The organism is Flavobacterium rivuli WB 3.3-2 = DSM 21788 (assembly GCF_000378485.1).
GTDB lineage: Bacteria > Bacteroidota > Bacteroidia > Flavobacteriales > Flavobacteriaceae > Flavobacterium > Flavobacterium rivuli.
Genome location: NZ_KB899967.1, coordinates 114,440 through 139,155, shown reverse-complemented (window position 1 = coordinate 139,155; position 24,716 = coordinate 114,440). Strand labels below are relative to the sequence as shown.

The following is a 24,716-nucleotide window of genomic DNA, read 5'->3' as shown; positions in this document are numbered from 1 at the left end:
AGTGAAATTTTCAATCAACCTTTAAATACCCATAATACTGTAAAACCATTACCAGTATTATTAGTAGGCAGGCGGCTGCAATTGCATAGCAAAAGCTTACAACAGATTCATTTTTATCAAGTTTTTCGCGGGTAGTTTTATATACATACTTATAATTGTTTTTATTTTTAAGGCCATTAAATTCCATTGCAGACATTGTTTTTCGTAAAACTAATTATAAATTATAAAAATCAAAATTCGCTACTAATTTCGTAAGTTTTATGTATCAAAACATAAAATATTTAGCTATTTTTTAGATAAATAGTTAAATTGTTATTACTGGTTCTGTTATTAGTGCTTTGTCAGAATTGCTGTTTTTTTTATTTTGTAGAATTTTTACCGCAACTATAAGGGTGTTCATCTCATTAGTTTGATGAACATTGATTTAATGTTTAGTTTTACTTTACTAAATATTTAATGATGAAAAATAAGATAAACTATTTATTATATACTGTTGTTCTGCTATACAGTGCATTTACTTTTTGCCAGGAGAAGAGCGTGTATGATTTAAACTTTAATCCTGAAAATTATAAAATGCAGGAACTTACTTTAGAAGGTAAAAGTTTTAAGGTTAGAGCTTATGAAAATATCGTTTATGTCGCAAATCCTGTTGACACGAGTTACCAAAAATTAAACATATACATACCCGAAGAATACTTTTCGGGCAAAAGTATTAATGGATATACCGGAGCTAATGCACCTATTTTTTTTCCAAATGAAATTGGCGGCTATATGCCGGCCCATCCGGCAACGGCATCACCATCAAAAAAAGGAAAATTTCCAAGTCACATGGGAGACATACCTGCGGGAACTAAACCGCCTGAAGGTGAAAAACTTCCGTTGGGCGGCCTCGGGTCAATGCCAATGGGAATGATGGGGCCAAATCGTCCGTCGGCTGTTTTAACAGCACTTTCTAAAGGTTATGTTGTGGCATCTGCCGGAGCAAGAGGGAGGACCACCAAGACAGGTAAGGCACCCGCAGTAATAGTAGATTTAAAAGCTGCCATACGTTACTTAAAATTTAACGACAGCCGTATGGCGGGAGATGCCAATAAAATTGTTTCGAATGGTACCAGTGCTGGCGGGGCTATATCTGCCCTTCTTGGCGCTACGGGCAATAATACCGACTATGACCCTTACTTAAAAGCCTTGGGAGCGGCTAATGCTACAGATGACATTTTTGCGGTTTCGGCTTATTGCCCTATAACAAACCTTGATAATGCCGATATGGTGTATGAATGGCAGTTTAATGGGATAAATAGCACCGCGCAGCGAAAATTTCCGGGAATGAATACTACCGCCGGTAATACCGCTCTTACTGCTGATCAGCTGAAAATTTCATCGGAACTTAAAAAGTCATTTACGGCTTATGTAAATAACTTACAGTTAACAGGAAGCAGGGGAGAAAAACTCACGTTAGATGAAAAAGGAAATGGTGCTTTTAAAGATTATGTAAAAAAATGTGTAATAGCTTCGGCACAAAAGGAGCTTGATAAAGGAACAGACTTAGCGAAACATGCATGGCTTACCATAAAAGGTAAGAAAGTAACCGATATTGATTTTGAAAGTTATATAAAATACATGACTCGTATGAAAACTCCTCCGGCGTTTGATGCGCTCGACCTTTCAGCCGGAGAAAACCAGCTTTTTGGCACAGACAAAATTGACAAGCAACATTTTACTGCATTTTCAGCTAACAATGCGCAGGTTAAATCTACTGCCGATGCGGCGATTATTAAAATCATGAATCCTATGAAATATATAGGTTTACCAAATACCAATACATCTAAATACTGGAGGATAAGGCATGGGTCTAAAGACAGCGACACTGGTCTTGCTGTATCAGTAATCCTTGCTACGTATTTAGAGAATAAAGGTTTTAATGTAGACTTTGCACTACCGTGGGATAAGCCGCATAGTGGAGATTATGATCTTGAAGAATTATTTGCATGGGCAGATACTATTTGCAAAAAGTAAGTGCAAATAGTTACAATTTGTTTATATATACAGCTTTCTACGGTATAAAGGGCTTACCAACAATTAACTTATCGCCTGTAATATCTACTTCAAAAAAATGAGGCACCCTGTGGTATTTCCCTTTATTGTCTTTATGGCTGTGTAATGACATTAAAAGTTTACCTTCTAAAGTTTTAAACAACATACCGTGGCCATAATTGGGCGGCGTAATAGGATCTTTCTCCTGAATCCACGGCCCATCAAGCGTGCCACTTTGCGAGTAGGCAACGCCCTGAGTATATACATCATATATCCAGCTTGTCCATATCATGCCCAAACGGTTAGTACCGGTTTTAAAGAGATAAGGCCCATCAGTTACCCTGTTAGGTACATCTTTGCCGTTCTTGTCTTTTTCACGGCTCCACGGCGAATCGCTTGCTTTAAAAAGTAATTTCCCTTCGCCTACAGATCCGCTTAGGTCGGGTTTCAATTCTATCTTTTCTATAGTACCGTCAACAGCCTGCAGCCATTCATAGCAATACACCATATAAGGCTTACCGTCTTTATCTATCCAAAAGGTTCCATCCAGTGTGGGCTTGTTGGCAGGTAAATACGTGGCATCCTTCATAGGTACAAAAGGCCCATCGGGTTTATCGCTTACTAAAACGTGAGAGGCACGTCGCTCTACAGTATTTCCGTTTACGGTATCAATTGTAACCGCCTGGTTAGTAAAGGTGGCAAAGTAGTAGTACTTGTTTTTGTAGTTATGAATTTCGGCAGCCCATATCATTGGCTTTGGCCCCATCCATGATGTGGGGTCGGTTTTGGCTACTTCAAAAGGCCCTTCCCAAAGTTTAAGGTTCTTACTTTTCCAGAGCATACCACCGGTACCGGTCATGTAATACATGTTGGTTTTTTTATCGGCCAGTATAAAAGGGTCGCTTAAAACTATAGAATCTACAGGGACATTCTTCCTTATTTCCTTCGGTTTTTTCTGAGCCATTAGAGCTACCGAAAACACTAAAAAAATCCATGTAATAAATAAAGCTTTTTTCATAAAAGTATAAGTATTGTGTGGTAAGTGTAAAAATTAAATTTTATAAAAATAATCAATTAAAATATAGAATTACTATTTTGTAGTATTTAACGGTAATATGTATTGTCAAATGTTTAATATTCATAAATTTACGTAAATCAATTACTAAGTTTACAATACAAAGACTATATGGCCAGCATTAAAAAAGAGTTGCCTGTTGAAGAGCGTGATGAACTATTTAAAATATTAATGGTTCGCTTTAATAAAAACATGAACCGCCATGCGGCCATTAAATGGGGAGATGTGCAGGCAAAGCTTGAAGCCAGTCCTGCAAAATTATGGTCGCTTAACGAAATGGAACTAACCGGCGGCGAACCCGATGTTGTAGCCTTAGACGAAAAAACCGGCGAATATATTTTTTATGATTGTTCTGCCGAAACGCCCAAAGGGCGCAGGAGTGTATGTTATGACCGCGAAGGGTGGGAGTCGAGAAAAGAACACCGTCCGGAAAATACTGCTATAGATATGGCTGCCGATATGGGGATTGAAATTTTAGACGAAGCGCAATACAGGGAGTTGCAAAAACTTGGCAACTTTGATGCAAAAACATCAAGCTGGATAAAAACACCTGCCGGGATAAGAAAACATGGCGGTGCTGTTTTTGCCGATTTTCGGTATAATGCAGTATTTGTGTATCATAATGGCGCAGGGTCCTACTATGCTGCACGGGCTTTTAGAGGCTTGTTACGAGTGTAATGATCTGAGATTAGTGAATAGCAAAAGAGGCAGCTTAATTACTATGCTGCCTCTTTATGGTTTCAATTTAAATTAATTTTTATCCTCTGGTAAGCCAGCCTCTTTTACTTGCAGTTGCAATAGCATAAGGAGTTATCCAGAACAGGCCAAAGGTGTACAAAATACTATACGAGTAAGCATAGAACGACTCTGATAAGCTGTAACGTTTAGCATAAAAGAATACCGGAAAACTCGACATAATTAATATACCTACCAGTGTAGAACTTAAAAATAGTAACGGGTATGATAGTATTAAAATGAACATTAATATAATAAACGGATAAGCCGTAATAATAGACAGGAACTGGTTAAGGAACAATAACCTTGTGCCCAACTTAGACTTTTCCCTGAATTCTTTAAACACGAACTTAGACATCATAAGGTTTTCCCTTACATTGCTGCGTCCCCAGCGGATGAACATTTTGTACAATCCTTTATATTTTTCGGGAACATTAGTAAGCACGTAAGCATTTCTTTGAAAAAGGATATGGTGGCCCTGTTTCATGATCATGTTCGTCATAGCGCGGTCTTCGCCAATATCACTTGGCTGGCCCATAAACGTCTGGTTTATCCATTCAGGAAGGCAGGCAAATACTGCCGACCTGCGATAGGCGGCCAACGCACCGGGTGTACACATTACCGACCCCAGGCTGCTTTCGGCAGAACGTACAAATTCAAAACTTAGTACAAAGCTAACATTAAGCATCTTGGCAATAATGCTATTCTTGTTGTTTAATACTCTTACATTACCTGCAACAGCGCCACATTCTTTATTAGTTACCAGTGGGCTTACTAAATTGCGCAGTGTATCTTTTTTTACTACAGAGTCGCTGTCTACTGTTACAAAAACATCTCCTGTGCCCAGGTTAAAACCACGGTAAAGGGCATGGCGTTTACCCATATTTTTAGGCTGTTGGTAAATATCGAGCCTGCTCCCTAATTTTTGTTTTGCCTGCTGCATCCAGTACCATGTATCATCTTTACTGCCATCGTCTAATGCCAGTATTTGCAGTTTGCTTTCAGGATATTTACTGGCAGCAAGGCTTATAAGTGTGTCCCAAACAAGTTTTCCTTCGTTATATGCCGGTACGATTACAGTAACCGTTGGCAATAAATCGTCTGAAACAGATTTTACCGGTTTGTATTTAAAGTAAAGGAACAAATTGTATATGAAGAAGCTTCCTTTAACCACCAGTAACGTAATGCTTATTGCGATAAGTGCGAGTCCCCAGGGAGATTTTAATCGTTCTTCATGCAAAAGATCAAACTCCGGCTGTAGTTGGTATACTAAAAATGCAGCACCTATAAGCAAAATAAAAGTGCCTATAAGTACCAGTGTACCGGGTACAAAGACTTCTTTTGGTTTTTTGCCCGTAACAGTAGTGTCGGCATTGCTATAATTGTTTGTATCTATGTTTAGCTGGCTTGAAGTAATGGTATCTATTTTCATGTTTGCGCTTGTAATTATTAATTAGGCTGTTTTCTTACAGGCAAGTAAATACCAATCTTTATACCGAAGTTTTAAGTTATTGTTAATCATGGTTTTAATTCTAAATTTGTAAATTTATAGTGTAGAATTGTCTACACTTTCTACACAATCCACATTCCCCAAATTATTAACAGCTAAAGTTTTTCGTGATTGTCAAAATAAAAAAAAGTGTAAATTGGGCTCATAAACGAATCGGATGAAGCAACACTATTTTCTTATCTTAAAAGTATTTATAACATACTGTTTATTAGACGGCAATTTTGTTTTTGCCCAGGCTGAAACTGACTCTATTAACACAAATCCTTACATAGAAAAGTTTGACGATTATTTCTCTGCAAGGCTAAGTTTAAGCAATGGCTTTCAGTCTTTTGATGTGCATGACAGGAATAGCAATTTACGGTTTAAGATTACCCCTAACCAACAGATACGCTCTACCGCAACTTTCATGTTTAGGTTTATAGAAATAGATCTTGGTTATACGCCAACATTCCTGAAGTTTAATAAGGACGATGACATAAAGGGCAAAACAAAGAACTTTACCTTTGGAACACGCTTTTACTTAAAAAAGTGGATGCAAAATTTGCAGTACATGAGCACCAAAGGCTATTATGTAGAGGGCAGGCGGTTAGGGTTGGATGATAATGTTTTCTTCTCCGACCTTAAGGTGGTTAAAATTGGTGGCAGTACATCGTATGTTTTTAATCCCAATTACTCCTTCAGGGCTACGTATACACAAAACGAATGGCAAAAAAAGAGTGCCGGCAGCTTTGTGCCATCTGTAAATTATTATTACACCAAAATATCCAACAACGATAATAGTGCCGACCATAACATAGATATTGCGGCAGGCCCTGCGTACTACTATAATTTAATACTGTACGGCCATTTTTTAATTTCTGCCGGCGTGTATGGCGGGGTAGGATATAACAGTATAACTACAAAATATAATGACGGTACACCCAGCGAGAAAAGCAGTGGCATATCCTGGCAGGCGCAATACAGGGCTGCTGTAGGATATAATTACAACCAGTTTTACACCGGGGCAAATATAAATTTCAATTCCTTTTATTATAACTCAGGACCGGGAACCAAACTTGCCGACCAGCAGCATTATTTTGAGTTCTATATAGGCTATAGGTTACCAGTCACACAAAAAATTGTAAAGGAATTTAATGAGGTAATTGATATCCGGAAAAAATAGTTTTATATTAAAAGTTAAAATTACATATGTTAACTTTAGTTTTTAAGGTAGAAGCTAATAAAATAATTATTATTTAATATAATTGTTAATAATTTTATAATTGATATTTAATAGTGTGTTAATGGTTGTAAGTTAGCCTAAGTTTTGTGTAGGTGTAATTATCTGGAATACAAAATGTTATAGATAAGCTTAAATACTATTATCATGATACAAGAATACAAAGTATATGCACAGGATCTTTATAAAATAAAAATAAGCACACTGCCTGTATCACTTATAGAAAGTCCTTTATCTTTAACAAATCTTCTTGTAATTATAAATGAATTACGTCCGCAGTTACGAAGAAATCTTGCTGAGCTATCTGCAGAGCTAAGGCAAAATAACATAACATTGCCGGACACGTTAAAAGAAATAGAAGTTGTAAATAACATACTTTTAGAAAAACTTTATAACCTGGCTTGCAGCGTAAAAAGGAAAATTAAGTACTAATTATTTTTAACAGAGTAAATAGAGTGGCTTGCTCCCGAATTGCTTAACAGTAAAACATAATCTATAAAATCTGTAGTTACAGATGTTTCGTAATCTACAGGTTTTTCTTTCGATATAACTTCAACCATATCTGTGCACCCGGATTCGCTGTAAGGGCTGCCTGGCCTCTTTAAACTGAAAATGGTAAGATCACTTTTTTTACCTTCCTTAAAAATTTCAATGCCTTTAAAGTATTCTGACTCTGAGTCGCCCGTACCTTCCTTACTATTCGTTAAAGACGATACATATTCACCTTCGTTATCATATTTATCTTTCCAGATAACTTCCGATTTAGTTAAATAACCCAAAACTGAAACGATCTCATTTTTAGGATATATATTATTGTCAACGAGCATCGAAAAAAACGAACCGCGTTTATCTTCTTTTTGGGCTTTGGCTTTTAAAAGATGGGAAAATCCAAGCCTGAAAAATTGTAACTTGTTTTTGCACTTATAAATTTTAACTAAATTAAGGTAGTTGTTATACATTTCCTTTTCTCGTCTATAACTATCATCAAAGCTTACATTAAGGGTGCCAATAAGGTGCTTAAACATGGTCACGTTATTTATCAATGACTGATATTTTTTAGCGTTAGCTGCATAATCTGAAACAAATGCTTTTAGCTGTTTTTTAGAAAAACTATCATAGTACGGCGAAAAATCAGTGGTGTCTTTAGCAATAGTTTCCTGCAATTGCAGTGCCGCAGCCCATTGTGCCGGCTTATTAATGAGGCTGAGCAAATGCCTGTACGTGTATTTATAAGTTACAATAGGGTCAACACCAAGAACCTGTATCTTTTTCTGCTTAGGCAGCTTATCGTTTAGTTCTTTGAGTTTTTTCCATTTATTAAAAACTTCAATAGTGCGTTCCTGTGGTATCCGTGTTCCGTAGGTTTCAATAAGGTCTTTTAGTAAAACCTCATTCCCGGTTGTAAGGTATTCATTAAAATAGTGGGCAATACTTATATCTGTTTCCGGGAAATAGTAACGCAAATTGTTATTATCAATTAGCGACTGTACAAGTAATAGTTCAGCATCCTCAGTTTTGGCACTGCCGTGATAAGCGCCAAAACCAACAACTTTAATATTTTTTTCGGGGAAGATAAACTGGTCACTAAGTGCCGATGCATTCTGGTTTAAATAATCAGCCTTAGTTTGTTGGGCATATAAAGTTACATGTAATGCTATAAATAATAGTAGCTGTATTGATCTTAAAATGGGCATGCTAATTCAGTTTCTACAAATATAATCATTGCAAAAAATCAGTAATTGTATAATTGGGACAATTACAATGTTTGCTGTTTACTCAAACTTTTGCATTACGTTTTTTTGCCATAGTTTAAGCGCATATTTCCTGAAGGCTTCAGGTGCTTTTTTAAATGGCTCGTCAAAAGTATATTCGCCACCATCAAATTCATTCTCGCCGACCCTTACTTTAGTATGGCCACGCATTGCATATTTCTGGGAGCCCTCATAAACAATTACCTTCATGTTAGAGGCACTCACATCGCCGTGGCAACCGGTTATGTACATAAGCCATACTTCGGCTTTACCATTTTTGTCAAGGTCGGTTACGGCAAATGAATTCTTTATAAAGTTGCACTCAATGTCTACCGGGCATTCTTTCACATAGTCATACATTTTCCACTGCAAGGCCCACTTACCATCGGTTAAAATGTACTGGTAGGCAAATAGTTCCGCTTCCCTGTACGATTCATCAGGTTCCGTCTTACTTTGAGATTCGCCTGTTTCGGTAGTAATCACAATTGTCTCGTCACCAGCATCAGTAAATCTGACAGCATTAATAAGTCTGCCAGTGTAACTAATAGTTTTAGGCAATGTAGCTTTATTTAGCTGCGTTGTTTTAATCTGTGCAAAACACGAAAAGGAAACGAGTATGAAAAGTAGTTGTAATGTTTTCATGTATTACATTTTTTTTGCTGGATCAAATCCATACATAAAATCATTCAACAGCCCTCCTGAACTTTCAACACCCGCAATATCCATTAGTTCCTCAAAATAGCTGCAAATCTTTTCGCGATCTTCAGTATCAAGTTTCAGGTATATGTCAGAAAATCTGTTTAAACCTTCCCTAATTTTTCCTTGATACTTTTCTTCTGTTGGATTGTTTAAAGAGATATTTTTGAAGTCTACAGCGGCCTGATTAATTTTTTCTGATAAAACAGGTAGTAGTTTAGGATCACTTATCCCTGGATAAAAACTGGTTGGATCCTGTCTGAATTTTTCCTTGTTTATAAAAGTATCGTATTTAGTCATATCTATAGAATCTTTCGCAACCTGACTTTGTCCGCAACATAAAAACATCGAAAATATTAGAAGGTAAAATACTTTTTTTATCATATAAGTTTATAAAATTTTGCAATTTACTCTTCAAATCCCTGTATCAAAACCTCTAAAATTGTAATGGCAGCTTCGCTAATCTTTGTGCCGGGGCCAAAAACAGCTACGGCACCGGCATCAAAAAGATATTGGTAATCCTGCGCCGGAATCACTCCGCCCACAATAACCATAATATCTTCGCGGCCATAATTTTTAAGTTCTGCAATAACCTGTGGGACTAACGTTTTATGCCCTGCTGCTAACGATGATACCCCAAGTATGTGTACATCGTTCTCTATCGCCTGTTTGGCAGCCTCTGCGGGTGTCTGGAAAAGTGGGCCTATATCTACATCAAAGCCTACATCTGCGTAACCTGTGGCTACTACCTTGGCACCGCGGTCGTGCCCATCCTGACCCATCTTTGCAATCATAATACGGGGGCGGCGGCCTTCCAGTTTGGCAAATTCGTTTGCAAGCTGTTTTGCTTTTTCAAAGCTTTCGTCGTTTTTTATCTCTTTGCTGTACACACCGCTAAATGATTTAATTTGTGCTTTATACCTGCCAAAAACACTTTCGAGCGCGCTGCTTATTTCGCCCAGCGTTGCCCTGTATCGTGCTGCTTCTATAGCCAGTTCCAGTAAATTACCTGTACCTGTTTTAGCTGCTTCTGTTAGTTTTTCAAGGCTTGCGGCAACCTGTTCGCTGTTGCGTGTTGCTTTTATGGTAGCAAGCTGCTCCAGTTGCTGGCGGCGAACCATCTCGTTATCTACATCTAAAATTTGTAAAGGGTCTTCTTTTAGCAGGCGGTATTTGTTTACGCCTACTATAATATCCTGACCGCTATCTATACGGGCCTGCTTGCGTGCTGCCGCTTCTTCAATGCGCAGTTTAGGTATGCCGGCTTCTATAGCTTTGGTCATCCCTCCCAGTTCTTCCACCTCTTCAATTAATGCCCATGCTTTTTGGGCAATATCATTAGTAAGGCTTTCTACATAGTAGCTGCCTGCCCAGGGATCTGTGGTTTTAGTTATTTTAGTTTCTTCCTGTAAAAATATCTGTGTGTTGCGTGCTATCCGTGCCGAAAAATCGGTAGGCAGGGCAATAGCCTCATCAAGTGCGTTAGTGTGCAGCGATTGTGTTCCTCCAAAAACTGCTGCGGCAGCCTCTATAGCCGTACGCGCTACATTATTAAAAGGGTCCTGCTCTGTAAGGCTCCAGCCGCTTGTTTGGCAATGGGTGCGCAACGCAAGCGATTTTTCATCTTTAGGGCTAAACTGTTTAAGCAGTTTTGCCCACAGCATACGCCCGGCGCGCATTTTGGCAATTTCCATAAAATGGTTCATGCCAATGGCCCAAAAGAATGAAAGGCGTGGGGCAAACTCGTCAATCTTCATACCCGTGGCAAGCCCGGTACGAATGTACTCCAATCCGTCTGCCAGGGTATAAGCCAGCTCAATATCTGCCGTAGCACCAGCCTCCTGCATGTGGTAGCCTGATATACTTATAGAATTGAACTTCGGCATCCTGCGGCTCGAATATTCAAAAATATCGGCAATAATTTTCATCGATGGGGCAGGAGGGTATATGTACGTATTACGTACCATAAACTCCTTAAGTATATCATTTTGAATAGTACCCGATAACTGCTCAGGATTCACGCCCTGCTCTTCGGCAGCAACTATATAAAAAGCCATAATGGGCAACACCGCCCCATTCATGGTCATAGAAACCGACATCTCGTTTAGCGGAATCTGGTCGAAGAGTACTTTCATATCCTCTACGCTGTCTATAGCTACGCCAGCCTTGCCAACATCGCCCACTACACGCTCATGGTCGCTATCATAACCGCGGTGTGTAGCAAGATCAAACGCTACAGAAAGGCCTTTTTGCCCGGCAGCAAGGTTACGGCGGTAAAAGGCATTACTTTCCTGCGCGGTACTAAAACCTGCATATTGCCTTATTGTCCATGGTTTTTGTACATACATAGTGGCATACGGCCCGCGAAGGTATGGCGAAAACCCTGCACCAAAATCAAGGTGCTCCAAATTCTCGTTATCAGCTTCTGTATAAAGTTGCTTTAAACTTATGCCTTCGGCAGTTGCAAATGGCTCTGCTGCAGGATTATTACCTACGAGTTGTTCGTGGATGACAGGTTTAAGCTGTATGTGCTGGAGGTTTTTTCTCATCAAAATTATTTTGGATATCTCTGAGGTCTTTTAGATGTGTGGAAAATGGATAATATCTTTACCTCGAAAGTTATTTCATCAATACAAAAAAATAAAAGGTAGGGAAAACCTTTTAAGGGAATAGCCCTTACGTTTTTATAGCGGATAACAAAAAATGGGTTTTGAGATAATTTCTTGTAAGCAGATTCTATGGCATGTATAAATTTTGCAGGTATTGCCGGGCTTATATCAGCATAGTAATCTATGGCTTTTACAAAGTGCTTTCGTGCTCTTGATGAAACTACAATTTTATACTCCATACTTTTTTTTAAGCTCCGCTATTGATTCTTCGGCAGAAATATAATCTGTCGCCGGTTCTTTTAGTTGCAGGTCAAGTTCCGCTTTCATTTCATCGGTCAGATAAAAATCATCATTCTTAGGCAGAATAATTACTTCTACTTCATCTGCATTAAAATCATCCGGTAACGTGATACTGATATTCCTTCCGGTAACTTTAATATATTGGCGTATAGCTTCCATAATTTTCTTTTTAGTAAATATAATAATTTTAAAAAACGGGAGCTATTGTTTGTTACTAACTTTCTCGTTTTCTAACCGTTCCTGCTCTGTTTTCTCTGCAAGCCTTTTTTCTATAATGGGGCTTACCAGCGTTTTTCTTGGGTTAATTTTTAAGAACGGGAACAACTGCATGTCATGCGCCATGCGATCATTTTTATTCGGGTATTTGTTAGTGCCTAAAAGCACTTCTTTACCGCTGTCAAACAACTCCTGTTCTTTAGCTGCACTTTCCTGTATTTTTCGCTGAATCGTACCTTCTTTTAACTGTGTAATAAAACCACCGTTAGCCTCGATATCTTTAAAGAGGGTAAGGGCTTTATCTGCAAGCTGTTGTGTAAGTTCTTCTATGTAGTAGGCACCATCTGCCGGGTTATTAACTTTGTCAAAATAGCTTTCGTGTTTTAAGACCAATAGCTGGTTGCGGGCAATGCGCTCGCCAAACTCATTGCTTTTATGATACAGGGCATCATAAGGTAAATTAATAACAGTATCTGCACCACCCAGAATGGCGCTCATACACTCTGTAGTAGTACGCAGCATGTTTACATTATAGTCGTATATGGTTTTGTTACGCTTTGTGGGTGTGGCTATTATATGGCAGTCATGGTTATGGCCGTACTCTTTTGCAATAAGGTTAAACAGCAGGCGCAGGGCACGCAGCTTGGCAATTTCAAAAAAGTAATTGGTGCCTACCGCCACTTTTAGAATAATGGGCTGACTGATATTTGTTACGCGGTTAAAATATTCATTAACATGCGCCAGGGTGTATGCTATTTGCTGTACACTATTAGCACCTGCATTTTGATATAAACCTGCATTAATACCTATAAAACTTATGTTCTTGCATGTTAATGCTATGGTGTTAAGTTTCGCAAAATCTTCATTAAGGCTTGTGTACCAATTACCCTCTTTTGCCAGACGGCCAATAGGATCAGGCTGCACGTAAATTGCCCCTTCACGATCCTTGGCAATGGCATCGATCTTTTTTACGAAATCGATTGAAAGGAAATGCAAATAAAAATATACAGGAATAGCAGGGTTAATTCCTGCAATTAGCTTTTCAGCATCAATTGTAGCATCGGTTACAGTAAAGCGTATAGCTTCGGCACCGCGCTTAACAGTATTTGCAGCACGTGTTGCGCTTTTATCTGCATCCTTTACAAAAATATCCTGGCCTATTTTAAAAGGTTCGGTTTTTACCGTTTCTGTAATGGGGTCTTTAGCTTCATCAATATGGTAAAAAGGCTTAACCTTAATGCCTTCAGGGCTTTCCCAAACAAGAGTGGCATTATAATCAGCGCCTTTAAGTTCATACTGGATTTTCTGTTTCCACAGTTTAGAAGACACAGGCCCAAATTCATCAAAAAGATTATTGCTCATAAATGCTCCTGTTTATTTATAATTCGGTGGTTGTAGTGTCTTTGGCTTTTTTAGCGTCTTCTTCAAATTCTATTATATAGATATCCTCATCATCGCGCTTCATAAAATATTTTTCACGGGCATACTTTTCAGTCTGCTCCCCATTTTTTAATTGCTTTATACTGGTGCTGTCTTTTTTGATTTCCTGAATATAATATTCTTTATTATCTTCCAGTTCTTCAATTTCCTTGTTAAGCGCCTGATGCTCAAAATACGAATAATTATCAAGAAAGGTTATCCAAACCGCAACAAAAATAAGCACCAGCACATAGCGGTTACTTAAAAACGCTAAGAAGGGATATCGGGTTGTTATTTTCCTGAAAAAATTCATAATCTAAAAAATCCTGAATTACAAAGTAATGCTTTTAAAGCTTTTGATATAGTATAATTACATAATGTTATTGACATCCTGTAGGCAATCTGAAATCTGAAATCAAAAATCTGAAATTAAAGAATTCTCTGGTTTATAACCGCCCTAACAACATCTATGGCTACGGTATTGTATTTGTCATTCGGAATGATGATATCGGCGTATGCTTTTGTGGGCTCGATAAACTGCTCGTGCATGGGCTTTAGCGTGTTTTGGTAACGGTTTAGTACTTCTTCCATATCGCGGCCGCGCTCTGCAATGTCGCGTTTTAAGCGGCGTATAAGCCTTTCATCACTATCGGCGTGAACAAATATTTTAATATCAAAAAGGTCACGCAACTTAGCATCAGCTAAAATTAATATACCCTCTACGATCATTACTTTACGTGGGTGGGTAAGAATGGTATCATCGGTACGGTTATGTGTAACAAAAGAATACACAGGCTGCGGAATGGTATTACCAGCCTTTAATTCTTTTAAATGCTCTGTCATCAATTCAAAATCTATGGCACGGGGGTGGTCAAAGTTTATTTTGGCACGGTCTTCATAACTAAGGTTATTATTCTCGCGGTAATAATGATCCTGAGATATAATACCCACTTCGGTTAGTGGCAACTGATTCATTATTTGGTGCACCACAGTTGTTTTACCGCTACCTGTACCGCCTGCAATTCCGATAATAAGCATTTAAAAGATTGTTTTTTGTTTCTGCAAAAATAACAATTATAGGCGGTTTACACCGTTGCCCGGCAACTTATTTATGTATGAGTTTTTTCGCTGCTTTTCATGTCTCTTACAAGGTTATAGCAAAAATAAAACAATATAAGTGCTCCTGCCGCTATACATGCCCACATAATCCAGGGGCTTTTATCGGCATTAATACCTTTTGGTTTTGCATTTACAGGTTCCGGCTTGCTAAGGGTTGCCTGTGGCAATACGGCAGGAATCTGGCTTTTAAAATCCTTAAGGTCATAATCCGGTTCATGCAGTTGTATGTTTCCTGCCATAACACTGTAGTTTTCGCCCGCTGTAAGATTAGCAATAAGATTTACAGGCATTTGGTACAGTTTTACCGATGCTATTTCTAAAGGCTCATTGTCTTTGTTCTCAATATCTATAACTACCTTGTTCTCTATAAGGTTAAGGTTGCTGATTATGTTTTTATTTGCAGAATTGAGTGTGAAGGCAAGTTCCTGTTCCAGATAAGTAGTTGTTTTTTTACGCACTGTATGGCTGCGTGATACAAATAATGCTGCGTTGCGGTTATACAATCGTGGATTTGTAATGTTAAAGGCAATTTGGTCTATAATAACAGGATCATTAAAGGTTACGGTAACGCGGGTCCTTTTTTCCAGCAGCATCTCTGTAACTTTAACATGGGCATTAGGTATCTCTACCAGAGCTGCAGCAATAGGTTTACCGGTTATCCTGCCGGCGCCTGTAATATTAAGAGGAAGCGACGTTTTATCGTTAAACTCTATTTTTAAATACCTGTAAGTATTAACCGGCAGGGGTAAGGTTTTATAAACCATAGTATCGGCATGGCTGTACAGGCCGCTAAGCGTTTGGTTATTTACCAGGCCAAACCATTCGCTATTATCATTACTACCGCTTATGCTATAGGTTTTAACAGCATCTGTATTTGCAATGACAAGTGTTACTTCATTCCATTTTGTGCCGGATGTATTCTCTATAAAAACCTGAGAAACAGAGTCGGCTGCAATCCTCTTTAGTAGTAGCGGAAATTTCTCGAAACCGGATTCTATCCTTATCTTTTCGGGGCTGCTTAATATATAAGGCACCTCTTTACTATTGCTGTCAAATATGCGTATGCCTGCAAGGTTGCCATCGGCATAACACCGAAAATCGGGCGTTAAGGCAATGTTGTGCAGCCCGGTGGCTTTTACTTTAGATATTTTAGACGAAACGGTAAACTGCTGTGCAAAACCGCTAAAGCTTAGCAGTAAAAGCAGGGCTATTTTAAATGTTTTCATCGTTAGTGGTCGTAGTGTTGTTAGTAGTGTCTTCGGGTTTATCTGCAATGACTAATAATTTTAGTTTTTGGTATACAAAAGATATTACTAAGATAAGAACTCCCAGTAAAATAAATGCTATAATCTTTCCGGTTTCGGATGCATTCCTAATGTCGTAAATAAATAATTTGGCAATAGTTAGCCCAAGTAATACCAATGCAGTTATCCGAACGTTTTTTAATTGTTTTTTTATGCCAAATACTAGTAGTACACCTGCAATAATACCCCATAGCACAGGGTAGCCTGTTTTTATAACCTGTGTACGCATAACATCTATAGCTGTGTCTGCACTTAAGGCGAAAGAGTTTGGTATCGCTTTTACAGGGTCTATGCTAATCACGATCCAGTGCAGCATGAGTTCACTACTGGCAAGATATACAAGTAGGAATACACCTATCCAGGGCAGGATACCTTTGCTTTTGCGGGTGTTTATAGTTTCTTGATTCAATTTATACACTAATGCAACGGTATAAAACACAAGTGCCAGTGCTACAAAATGAAGCCAGTAAGCCAGTTTATAGGCTATAGCAGTGTTTAAATAATCTTCTACCTCGTAGTACGCATATCTTGAAGAGAATAGTATAAATGTTACCACATTGAAAATCCCTATAGCCGACCCAATTTTTTGTGTTAGTTCGTTTTTGGTATAAAACTGTATAAATAATATACTCATGGTAAGATGGTAAATTAGCAACAGGCTATATACTGCATATATACTCTCAAGGTAAATAACCGCCTGGTAGTTTAGCTCTATAAATCCGGCTATATATACTAACAGCATAGCTACAATTTGCAACACTTTAGTATATGCCCCTATGTTAAATGTAATGCCGTACAGTTTATAAGTACCTGTATCACGTTTTACTAATTTTAATGCTGCGAGTAACGATGCTATAGCAAACAAGCCCGTTAAAAAAGCAGGGTTAATTACAGGAGTGAGCGATTCAGTGCCACGGTAAAGGTTTGCCCAGTCCATTAAAAGGCTTATAAGCATAAGTGCATGCACTATAACCGACCCAAACCTGAAACTTTCTATACGCGATTTTTGTGCCAGCCATAATAGCAATACAGCTTCTGCCGCCCAAAAAAGTGTAATGTAATTGCCGTTAAACTGTATAGGTATGGTTAGCGTTACAAAGGTTAAGGTAAGGCCTATAAGTATGTAAATAATTTTTTGGTCCATTGCCAGTTTTTTGTACAATAGCCATGCAAAAACAAAATTAAATACACCAAGCAGTAAGGTAAACATGCCTTTGTATTGCGGCATAAAACGGTCTATAATAAACATGCCTGCACCATAAAATAAAAAAGTGTTGCTTACCAGTATGGTAAGTTCCATTTTGGTAAAAGCAGTCTTATTGCGTATGTTGTTAATGATATTCATAAGGGTAAATATCAGGTAGAACAAAAAGCCAAACATTAATGCACCGGCATAAGGAGGATTTTCTGAATCTTCTATGCTAATCAGCCACGCGCCAAAGAGCAGTACTGTAAAAATGTATGCCTGCGCATTTATAAAAGCCCACTTTTTATAATAGGCTATAGACAGTATCCCGATATTTAATATGGCAATGTAACTAAACAGTACAGCATAATTGCCACTACCGGTACTTACCATAAAAGGTGCTGCAAAGCCGCCTATAAGCGATAATGCTGCCAGCTCTGCACGGTTATAGTTTACAGATATAAATGCACTAAAGCCTGTAATGGCAACCATGATTATAAAGGCCACCGTTTGGCTAAATAAATGATAGTCATGAAATGCTACGGTAATTGTAAAATAAAATATAGAGATGGCACCTGCAACCAGTACAGAGCTAAAGGCTTTGTAGTTAATACGCAGTTTGTGCGCTACCATCATTACAATGCCTCCTGCAAGTATGCCTATGCCCACACGTGCGGGTTCGTTTATCCAGTCTTTATCTATGGCAAATTTTACAAAGTAGCTTATACCTAATACCAGGATGAGTATCCCAATTTTATTGATGAGGTTCTCGCCAATAAATTTCTCAAGATCGGGGTTTTGTTCTTTAAAGTTTTCCCACCACGATTTTTTGGGTGGTAAAACTATATGGGGTTTAGGTGCCGGAGCAGGAGCATTTATAGCAGCAACACGCTCTAAAGGCACTACAGGTTTAGGTGGTGCAGGCTGTGGCGGAGTGTATACCGGTGCAGCCGGCCTCTCGGGAATAGGAGCAACAGGGACAACAGGTGGTTCAGGTTGTTTGGTTTGTGCAGGTTCCTGTTTTTGGATGGGGTTGAGGGCAGGTTTCTCTACAGACTCTGCCAGTTTTTTATAATGGTCAAGTTTTCGGTTTACCTCATAAAAGCTATCCTGCAGGCGGTCTATTTTTTTAGACAGCGAGTTTATGGTAACAACAATAACTATAATAAGTGCAATAAGTAAAACTATCTCCATAAAACTATAACGTTATCTGTATTTGTAAATATACTATAAATTAACATGGTTTAAAGTATATTTATTACACGTACAGTTTTCGCTGTAAATTATGCAGGCTCTATTGCTAAAGCTTTTAAATTGTTGCAGTAGGCAAACACAATAAATGCTCCGTTTACTGGAGCATTTATTGTGTTAGGTAATATTATGTAATGTAATTGCTGTAAGATAAGAGATACGTTTGTTCCACTCCTCTGTAAGGTTATATTTATGAGATGGTATTCTCCATATTTTTGTCTCGTATATGCATTTTCCAAATCGCTCTAACTCCTTTGCAGTAGAAAAATTCTTTAATTTTTCGAGTCCCCTCATTGCAATAATTGCAAAATCGGGGCTCATATTTAAATTATTTACAGACTCTAATATGGTTGTAATGCTAAGCCTTTGCTGTGTGGGTGCCCCACTTACAAGCAATATGTTTTTTTTGCGCACAGTAATTATATAAGTGCCATCACTAAGATCTGATGTAGAGAATAGTTTTTGAAGGTGTATTTTTCCTGCTTCGGTAAAATATACTTTTGATATAGATTCCGGTTTTAATCTTCTGCATACCTCGTTTATGGTCTCAGATTTACCTGCGCTTTTAGCTCCTTTAACAATTATATATTTCATAGCAATTAATTTTGGGTTAGCGGTAATGTTATCTCATTATAGTATTAGTAAGAATTTGGCTTATATTTAATAAATCGATAAATGAAGCTCAAAATAGCTGCTTTTTATCTATATTTTATTTAATAAAGTTACTTCCTCATTAAGAGATAGCCTTACGGGTTTCCGTAAACTAATGTTAAATATATGTTAAAATATTTTTGATAATTTGTGAAAATAGTTAAATGTTAAATAATTCCCATATCCTTAACCGTAGAGATAAGGTGTATGGCATTATTTGCTTTAAAATAAATTTTTAATTTGTTGATTCTCTTCTCTATACTGCTGGTGCTTGATGATGCTTTTCCAGCATTTTTTAACAGTTCACTTATTTCTGGCTGTGTACGTCCATCAGATAAATATTTTAAGAGAATTATATCATCTTCGTCAATTTCGAGTATAGCCATATCCCTTGCAATATGAGATAGTTGCGGAGAGGTGTATATAGTATCAGTATCATGAACAATATCCATTGCTTCAATAATTTCGGTACTGCTATCCCTGCCTTTGGCAACAAAAGCGTTTATCTTATGTTTATCAAACAGGTTTTTTATCCTGTATGGTTTGTCATCAATTGAGTACACAATAATTTTTAGGCCGGGCTGCTCACTCTTCGCGGCTTCAATTAATTCTTCGCCAGATGAGAGTTTAACATCACGGTAATCATCTTTAAAAGAAAGGTCTGTTATTAAGAGGTCATAAGGTTTGCCTTCATGTAATGCTGCCTTAATTTTTAAGAGTGCATCATCACAATACTTAGTGGTGCGAATTTCCGACGGGTAATTTTTTTGCAGTATTGATACAAGGCCAAAACTTATGCTGTCTATGTCTTCAGATACTAATATTTTTTTAAACATATAAAATAGGCAAAGGGTAGGTTAGGGTAAGATGAAATCCTTTTTCAGACTTAGAATCAAAGCTAATACTACCACCTATAGAAACCATACGGTTTTCCACATTTTGCAAACCATTTTTTAAATTTATTTTGGGGCAGTCTGTTCCAATGCCATTATCTGAGTATATAATTTTAACTTTATTTTTTTCTGTACTAAAATCTATAAGTACAACTGTGGCTTTGCTATGCTTGTCCATATTAACCATAAGTTCCTGTAAAACCCTGTATGTTGCTATCTTTTTTATAGATTCTATCTTTTCCCAGTTTATTTTAGAGATTCCCTTAACAATTACGTTTACGCCGTCATTTGAATAAGTTGCAAGCATGAGTTTGAGTTGTACAGGAAAACGCAACCCTGTATCTATATCATTATTTTCTCTGGATATGTTACGGGTCATTAAGTAAATATTATCCAGTTGTTCTATAAGTTTTTCTTTTTTAGATCCTGATACCACATCTTCATGCTCTATATAGTGGAGTGTGCCATAAAGTTCATTGGCTATTTCGTCATGTATTTTTTTAGATAGCCTGGTCTCTGCAGCATAAGCATCAAGAAGGCGCTCTTTTTTATGCCTTTGTGTAAGCTGGTAAAAAAGAAGTACAGATGAAAATATACTTGCCACAAGCGCCAGGGTAAGTATTTTATTATTGTCTTTACTTACTTCCAGTTTAGCAATGTCTTCCGGGTCATTTGCTTTTAGGGCGGCGGCATCCAGCATCTTTTTAAATTTACTTTCAATAGCCTGTGCACTCAAGTCGGCATCGTTTTTTAAAATTGCATAATGATGGGTGTACATATCGGCATCTTTACCATCACTCACGGCTATTAGCCTTAAAAGCGAGCGAAGCTTTATCTTGTAGTTAGAAGATTGCCATGCAATTGTATAAGCCTTTAATGCATAAAGTTTAGCATTTTCAGGGTCTATAGAGTTGTAGTATTCAGACAGATGTATGTAGCTAAGGGTTAAGCCATTTATATTGTTTATACCTTGCCTTATTTTTAAGGCCTCGTTCATTAATTTAAGGCTGTTGCTGTTGCCTTGTTTAAAAGAGGCATATCCTATCCTGTCCAGTACTGTAGCCTTTACGGCAGGGTCTTTATCTATAGCTTCAGATTTTAATGCTTTATTAAGCAACTCCAGGGCTGTAAAGTAATCGCTTTTGGCAATATATAACCTGGCCATGATGCTTTGTAGTTTTAAAATTTCGAATGCATCTTTTTCTATTTCGCTGGCTTTTTTATAATAGCTAATAGCATAGTCAATATTGGATAATTCTTTATGCGTTGCGCCAAGATGTTTGTAAACACGCAAAAGGAATTTAGTGTCCTTAAAGCTTTCGTATATATTTAAAGCTTTAGCAGCAGAGGCTTCACTGCCCGGGTAATCGCCGGCGGCAAACTGTATCTCGGACATTGAAAATAGCGAGTTAGCAGCACTTGCAGAGTCATTAAGTTCAAGATAAGCCTTGTGCGAAGCATTATAATAAAAAAAGGCACTATCGGTAAGTTTATTTACCTGCCATTTTGATGCAACAGAATCCAGCTTCATAGCTTTAGATTTCAATTGATCTGCATTTAAATTGTCCCCATTACTGCTTAAGCTGTATGTACAGCCTGCAGCTATTAACAAAATTAGCAGAGTAACTATTGTAATTTTTATTTTCATTTATCGCAAACTGATAAAGAATTAAATGTAATAGTACCCATAGCATTATATATGCTTAATAGTACCGGGGTTACTGTAAAAAAATATATCATAGTGTGTTGCAAAATTTTAAGAACGTTCCTTATTGTTAAGGGATGCTTCCTGCCGTTTTGCAAAACTCGCGCCAATTCGCTTCGTAAAGAAGCGAAGTTAAAATTTTAACACAGTATTAACGATTGTTTATAATGTGTATAAATAAAAAATAAGTATTTATTTACAAGATGTTGTTTTATCACACATTTAATCAGATGTTTATCACCTAAAAAAAAACGCCGACGTAACATTGTGATTAAACAATCCTACTAATATCGGCGTTGTGTCTTGTTAAATTTAAGGAATTTTATTCAAACTCCGACGTAAAAAATAATTTTACTGAAGGATATTTTGATTGTGTCATTTGTATAGAAAATTCAGAATCAGCAAGAAACACCAGCTGGCCAAATTTATCCTTTGCTAAAAACTTTTGTTTTATCCTTTTAAATTCTGCAAATTCTTCATTTTTAGGGTCATCCGGTTTTAGCCAGCAAGCCTTATATGCAGGGAAGTTTTCGTAGCTGCATTTTGCACCATATTCATGCTCCAGCCTGTATTGTATAACCTCATATTGTAATGCACCCACGGTGCCTATAACTTTACGGTTATTCATTTCCAGTGTAAACAGCTGTGCCACACCTTCGTCCATTAACTGGTCAACCCCTTTTTCAAGCTGTTTGGCTTTCATAGGGTCGGCATTATTAATGTATCTAAAATGCTCAGGCGAAAAGCTTGGTATACCTTTAAAGCCCATATTTTCACCCTCGGTAAGGGTATCGCCTATTTTAAAGTTACCGGTATCATGAAGGCCCACAATATCACCGGGATACGAAATGTCTACAATTTCTTTTTTCTCGGCAAAAAAAGCATTGGGGCTGCTAAATTTCATGTTTTTATTGTGGCGCACATGCAGGTAAGGCTTGTTACGCTCAAACATGCCCGATACTATTTTAACAAACGCAATACGGTCGCGGTGTTTAGGGTCCATGTTGGCGTGTATCTTAAACACAAAGCCGCTAAATTTATCTTCATCAGGTTTTACAAGGCGGGTGTCGCTGTCCTTAGGCCTTGGCGATGGTGCTATCTCTATAAAGCAGTCTAAAAGTTCGCGCACACCAAAGTTATTTAATGCCGAACCAAAGAATACCGGCTGTAAGTTACCATCAAGATATTCCTGACGGTCAAATGGCGGGTACACCTCGTCTATAAGTTCCAGTTCCTCACGCAGGCGTGTGGCTGGTTTTTCGCCTATAAGCTCATCTATTTCAGGGTTATTAAGATCGGATATTGCAATGGTTTCCTCAATATTTTTCCTGCTGTCGCCGCTAAAAAGGTTAATGTTCTTTTCCCAGATGTTGTAAATACCCTTAAAGTCATACCCCATACCAATAGGGAAGCTTAATGGGGTAACCCTTAGGCCAAGCTTTTGCTCTACCTCGTCCATCAGGTCAAACGCATCTTTACCTTCGCGGTCCATTTTATTAATAAAAACAAGCATGGGTATACTGCGCATGCGGCATACTTTAACAAGTTTTTCGGTTTGTTCCTCAACACCTTTTGCAACGTCTATTACAACTATAACGCTGTCTACGGCAGTAAGGGTCCTAAAAGTATCCTCGGCAAAATCTTTGTGGCCGGGAGTATCCAGGATATTAATTTTTTTGCCTTTATAATTAAATGCCAGCACCGATGTAGAAACTGATATACCACGCTGGCGCTCAATTTCCATAAAGTCGCTCGTGGCACCCTTTTTTATCTTGTTGCTCTTTACCGCACCTGCCTCCTGTATAGCACCACCAAAAAGCAGAAGTTTCTCTGTAAGTGTGGTTTTACCGGCATCGGGGTGAGATATAATGCCAAATGTTCTCCTTCTCTCAATTTCGTCTTTAAAACTCATCCGTCTTAACAATTGTTTGTTGCGGGTGCAAAAATAGGTTATATATTATTAATGAGAAAATTTGAAATGTAACTTGCATTAGCCTTTACGTTACATTTTTAAAAAAGCAACAAAATTTGCACTACTTTATTAAGTAAAATACTATTTTTACAAACCTACTGCTAAAAGGTTTACAATATTACGTGTATGAAAAGCGCATTTGCATCTTTTAAAACATATTTCGGCCTGCTGTTATTTACAGCAACCTGTGCTACTGCACAGCAGGACCCGCAATATACACAATACATGTACAATACACTGGTTGTAAACCCGGGCTACACCGGTTCTACCGGCGGGCTTGAGGCAAACCTGCTGCAACGGTCGCAATGGGTAGGTATTCCCGGCGCACCACGCACACAGTCTTTTAGCATACATTCACCTTACTCTCAAACGCACGATAATATAGGTATAGGTTTAAGCGTGGTTAACGACAGGCTTGGCCCAAGCGATGAGGTATATGCCGATGGTAATTTTTCATACAGTATACCCACGGGTGTAAACGGCAAATGGGCTTTTGGGCTTAAAGCCGGGGCGCGGGTGCTAAGTATAGACTGGTCGCGAGGCCGCTACTACCAGGAAGGCGACCCGTTATTAAATACAAACATTAATAATAAGATAGCACCGGCAATAGGGGCGGGGATTTATTATTATACTGATAAGTGGTATGCAGGTATCTCTGTACCTAATTTTATCCGGACCAATATTTACGATGACATCCGCGAAAGCATAACGTCTGACAGGTTGCACTATTATGCAATGGCTGGCTATGTATTAAATATTGGCGACAACCTTAAGTTTAAACCGGCTGCATTGGCTAAAGTAGTATCGGGTGCACCGGTAACCGTAGATGTTTCGGCAAACTTTTTATTGCAGGAGATAGTTACGCTTGGTGCTGCTTACAGGTGGAATGATGCCGTGAGCGCGCTTGCAGGTGTACAGGTAACAGAGAATTTTTTTGTGGGATACTCGTATGACTATTCTACAACCGACCTTAATAAATACAATAACGGGTCGCACGAAATAATGATTAGGTTCCAGATAGTACCAAAAGCCACCCGTATAAAATCGCCCAGGTTTTTTTAAAAGAACTAC

At 38.0% G+C, this 24,716-nt stretch carries 23 protein-coding genes; 5 read left to right on the top strand and 18 right to left on the bottom strand.

Going from position 1 to position 24,716, the window contains the following annotated elements; translation table 11 throughout:
* Window positions 1-10: 10 nt before the first annotated feature.
* The gene (locus F565_RS0104060) at window positions 11-196 is read right to left on the bottom strand and encodes a hypothetical protein (protein ID WP_020211924.1); all 186 of its coding nucleotides are present in this window, start codon (window positions 194-196) and stop codon (window positions 11-13) included.
* A 263-nt stretch (window positions 197-459) separates the two neighbouring features.
* On the opposite strand from F565_RS0104060, the gene F565_RS0104055 reads away from it, so the two are divergent.
* Window positions 460-2,016 (top strand): subtype B tannase, encoded by a 1,557-nt coding sequence (locus tag F565_RS0104055; protein ID WP_020211923.1) that lies wholly within the window; start codon window positions 460-462, stop codon window positions 2,014-2,016.
* 37 nt (window positions 2,017-2,053) lie between these two features.
* On the opposite strand, the gene F565_RS0104050 is transcribed toward F565_RS0104055, so the two are convergent.
* A complete protein-coding gene (locus F565_RS0104050; RefSeq protein WP_020211922.1) occupies window positions 2,054-3,052 on the bottom strand; it encodes a glycoside hydrolase family 43 protein in 999 nt (332 codons plus the stop codon).
* A gap of 168 nt (window positions 3,053-3,220) precedes the next feature.
* Here F565_RS0104050 and F565_RS0104045 point away from each other — a divergent pair, with 168 nt between their 5' ends.
* Window positions 3,221-3,787 (top strand): DUF4256 domain-containing protein, encoded by a 567-nt coding sequence (locus tag F565_RS0104045; protein ID WP_020211921.1) that lies wholly within the window; start codon window positions 3,221-3,223, stop codon window positions 3,785-3,787.
* 79 nt (window positions 3,788-3,866) lie between these two features.
* On the opposite strand, the gene F565_RS0104040 is transcribed toward F565_RS0104045, so the two are convergent.
* The gene (locus F565_RS0104040) at window positions 3,867-5,276 is read right to left on the bottom strand and encodes a glycosyltransferase family 2 protein (RefSeq protein ID WP_020211920.1); all 1,410 of its coding nucleotides are present in this window, start codon (window positions 5,274-5,276) and stop codon (window positions 3,867-3,869) included.
* A 235-nt stretch (window positions 5,277-5,511) separates the two neighbouring features.
* On the opposite strand from F565_RS0104040, the gene F565_RS0104035 reads away from it, so the two are divergent.
* Entirely contained in the window at window positions 5,512-6,516 is a 1,005-nt protein-coding gene (locus tag F565_RS0104035) for a DUF4421 family protein (RefSeq protein ID WP_020211919.1), read from the top strand.
* A gap of 204 nt (window positions 6,517-6,720) precedes the next feature.
* Window positions 6,721-7,005, top strand: coding sequence for a hypothetical protein (locus F565_RS0104030; protein ID WP_020211918.1), 285 nt, complete (start codon window positions 6,721-6,723; stop codon window positions 7,003-7,005).
* Here the strand turns inward: F565_RS0104030 and F565_RS0104025 are convergent.
* From F565_RS0104025 to F565_RS0103950, 15 genes are all read right to left on the bottom strand, one after another.
* A complete protein-coding gene (locus F565_RS0104025; protein ID WP_020211917.1) occupies window positions 7,002-8,267 on the bottom strand; it encodes a hypothetical protein in 1,266 nt (421 codons plus the stop codon). The genes F565_RS0104030 and F565_RS0104025 overlap by 4 nt on opposite strands.
* Before the next feature lie 78 nt (window positions 8,268-8,345).
* A complete protein-coding gene (locus tag F565_RS0104020; RefSeq protein WP_020211916.1) occupies window positions 8,346-8,966 on the bottom strand; it encodes a M949_RS01915 family surface polysaccharide biosynthesis protein in 621 nt (206 codons plus the stop codon).
* A gap of 3 nt (window positions 8,967-8,969) precedes the next feature.
* Window positions 8,970-9,404: a DUF4844 domain-containing protein gene (locus F565_RS0104015; RefSeq protein ID WP_020211915.1), complete on the bottom strand. Its 435-nt coding sequence runs from the start codon at window positions 9,402-9,404 to the stop codon at window positions 8,970-8,972.
* Between the two features lie 23 nt (window positions 9,405-9,427).
* A complete protein-coding gene (gene scpA, locus F565_RS0104010; RefSeq protein ID WP_020211914.1) occupies window positions 9,428-11,569 on the bottom strand; it encodes a methylmalonyl-CoA mutase in 2,142 nt (713 codons plus the stop codon).
* Between the two features lie 5 nt (window positions 11,570-11,574).
* Window positions 11,575-11,868, bottom strand: coding sequence for a type II toxin-antitoxin system RelE/ParE family toxin (locus tag F565_RS0104005; RefSeq protein WP_020211913.1), 294 nt, complete (start codon window positions 11,866-11,868; stop codon window positions 11,575-11,577).
* Window positions 11,858-12,088 (bottom strand): hypothetical protein, encoded by a 231-nt coding sequence (locus F565_RS0104000; RefSeq protein WP_020211912.1) that lies wholly within the window; start codon window positions 12,086-12,088, stop codon window positions 11,858-11,860. Before F565_RS0104000 ends, F565_RS0104005 begins: the two co-directional genes overlap by 11 nt.
* A 42-nt stretch (window positions 12,089-12,130) precedes the next feature.
* Window positions 12,131-13,507 (bottom strand): methylmalonyl-CoA mutase subunit beta, encoded by a 1,377-nt coding sequence (locus tag F565_RS0103995; protein WP_020211911.1) that lies wholly within the window; start codon window positions 13,505-13,507, stop codon window positions 12,131-12,133.
* 16 nt (window positions 13,508-13,523) lie between these two features.
* Window positions 13,524-13,877, bottom strand: coding sequence for an FtsB family cell division protein (locus tag F565_RS0103990; protein ID WP_020211910.1), 354 nt, complete (start codon window positions 13,875-13,877; stop codon window positions 13,524-13,526).
* Between the two features lie 116 nt (window positions 13,878-13,993).
* Complete coding sequence (udk, locus tag F565_RS0103985) at window positions 13,994-14,602, bottom strand: uridine kinase (RefSeq protein WP_020211909.1); 609 nt, start codon at window positions 14,600-14,602, stop codon at window positions 13,994-13,996.
* A gap of 71 nt (window positions 14,603-14,673) precedes the next feature.
* Window positions 14,674-15,909, bottom strand: a complete 1,236-nt coding sequence (locus tag F565_RS0103980) for a discoidin/SUN/FTP domain-containing protein (protein ID WP_020211908.1) — start codon at window positions 15,907-15,909, stop codon at window positions 14,674-14,676.
* Window positions 15,896-18,367: a DUF2339 domain-containing protein gene (locus F565_RS21160; RefSeq protein ID WP_020211907.1), complete on the bottom strand. Its 2,472-nt coding sequence runs from the start codon at window positions 18,365-18,367 to the stop codon at window positions 15,896-15,898. The genes F565_RS0103980 and F565_RS21160 overlap by 14 nt, the downstream gene beginning before the upstream one ends.
* A gap of 174 nt (window positions 18,368-18,541) precedes the next feature.
* Window positions 18,542-19,018: a hypothetical protein gene (locus F565_RS0103970; protein WP_020211906.1), complete on the bottom strand. Its 477-nt coding sequence runs from the start codon at window positions 19,016-19,018 to the stop codon at window positions 18,542-18,544.
* Between the two features lie 224 nt (window positions 19,019-19,242).
* Window positions 19,243-19,911 (bottom strand): response regulator, encoded by a 669-nt coding sequence (locus F565_RS0103965; protein WP_020211905.1) that lies wholly within the window; start codon window positions 19,909-19,911, stop codon window positions 19,243-19,245.
* Window positions 19,904-21,514, bottom strand: a complete 1,611-nt coding sequence (locus F565_RS0103960) for a tetratricopeptide repeat-containing sensor histidine kinase (RefSeq protein ID WP_154652528.1) — start codon at window positions 21,512-21,514, stop codon at window positions 19,904-19,906. The genes F565_RS0103965 and F565_RS0103960 overlap by 8 nt, the downstream gene beginning before the upstream one ends.
* A 481-nt stretch (window positions 21,515-21,995) precedes the next feature.
* Window positions 21,996-23,585, bottom strand: a complete 1,590-nt coding sequence (locus tag F565_RS0103950; RefSeq protein WP_020211902.1) for a peptide chain release factor 3 — start codon at window positions 23,583-23,585, stop codon at window positions 21,996-21,998.
* 186 nt (window positions 23,586-23,771) lie between these two features.
* Between F565_RS0103950 and F565_RS0103945 the strand changes: the two genes are divergently transcribed.
* Entirely contained in the window at window positions 23,772-24,707 is a 936-nt protein-coding gene (locus tag F565_RS0103945) for a PorP/SprF family type IX secretion system membrane protein (RefSeq protein ID WP_020211901.1), read from the top strand.
* Window positions 24,708-24,716 lie beyond the last annotated feature (9 nt).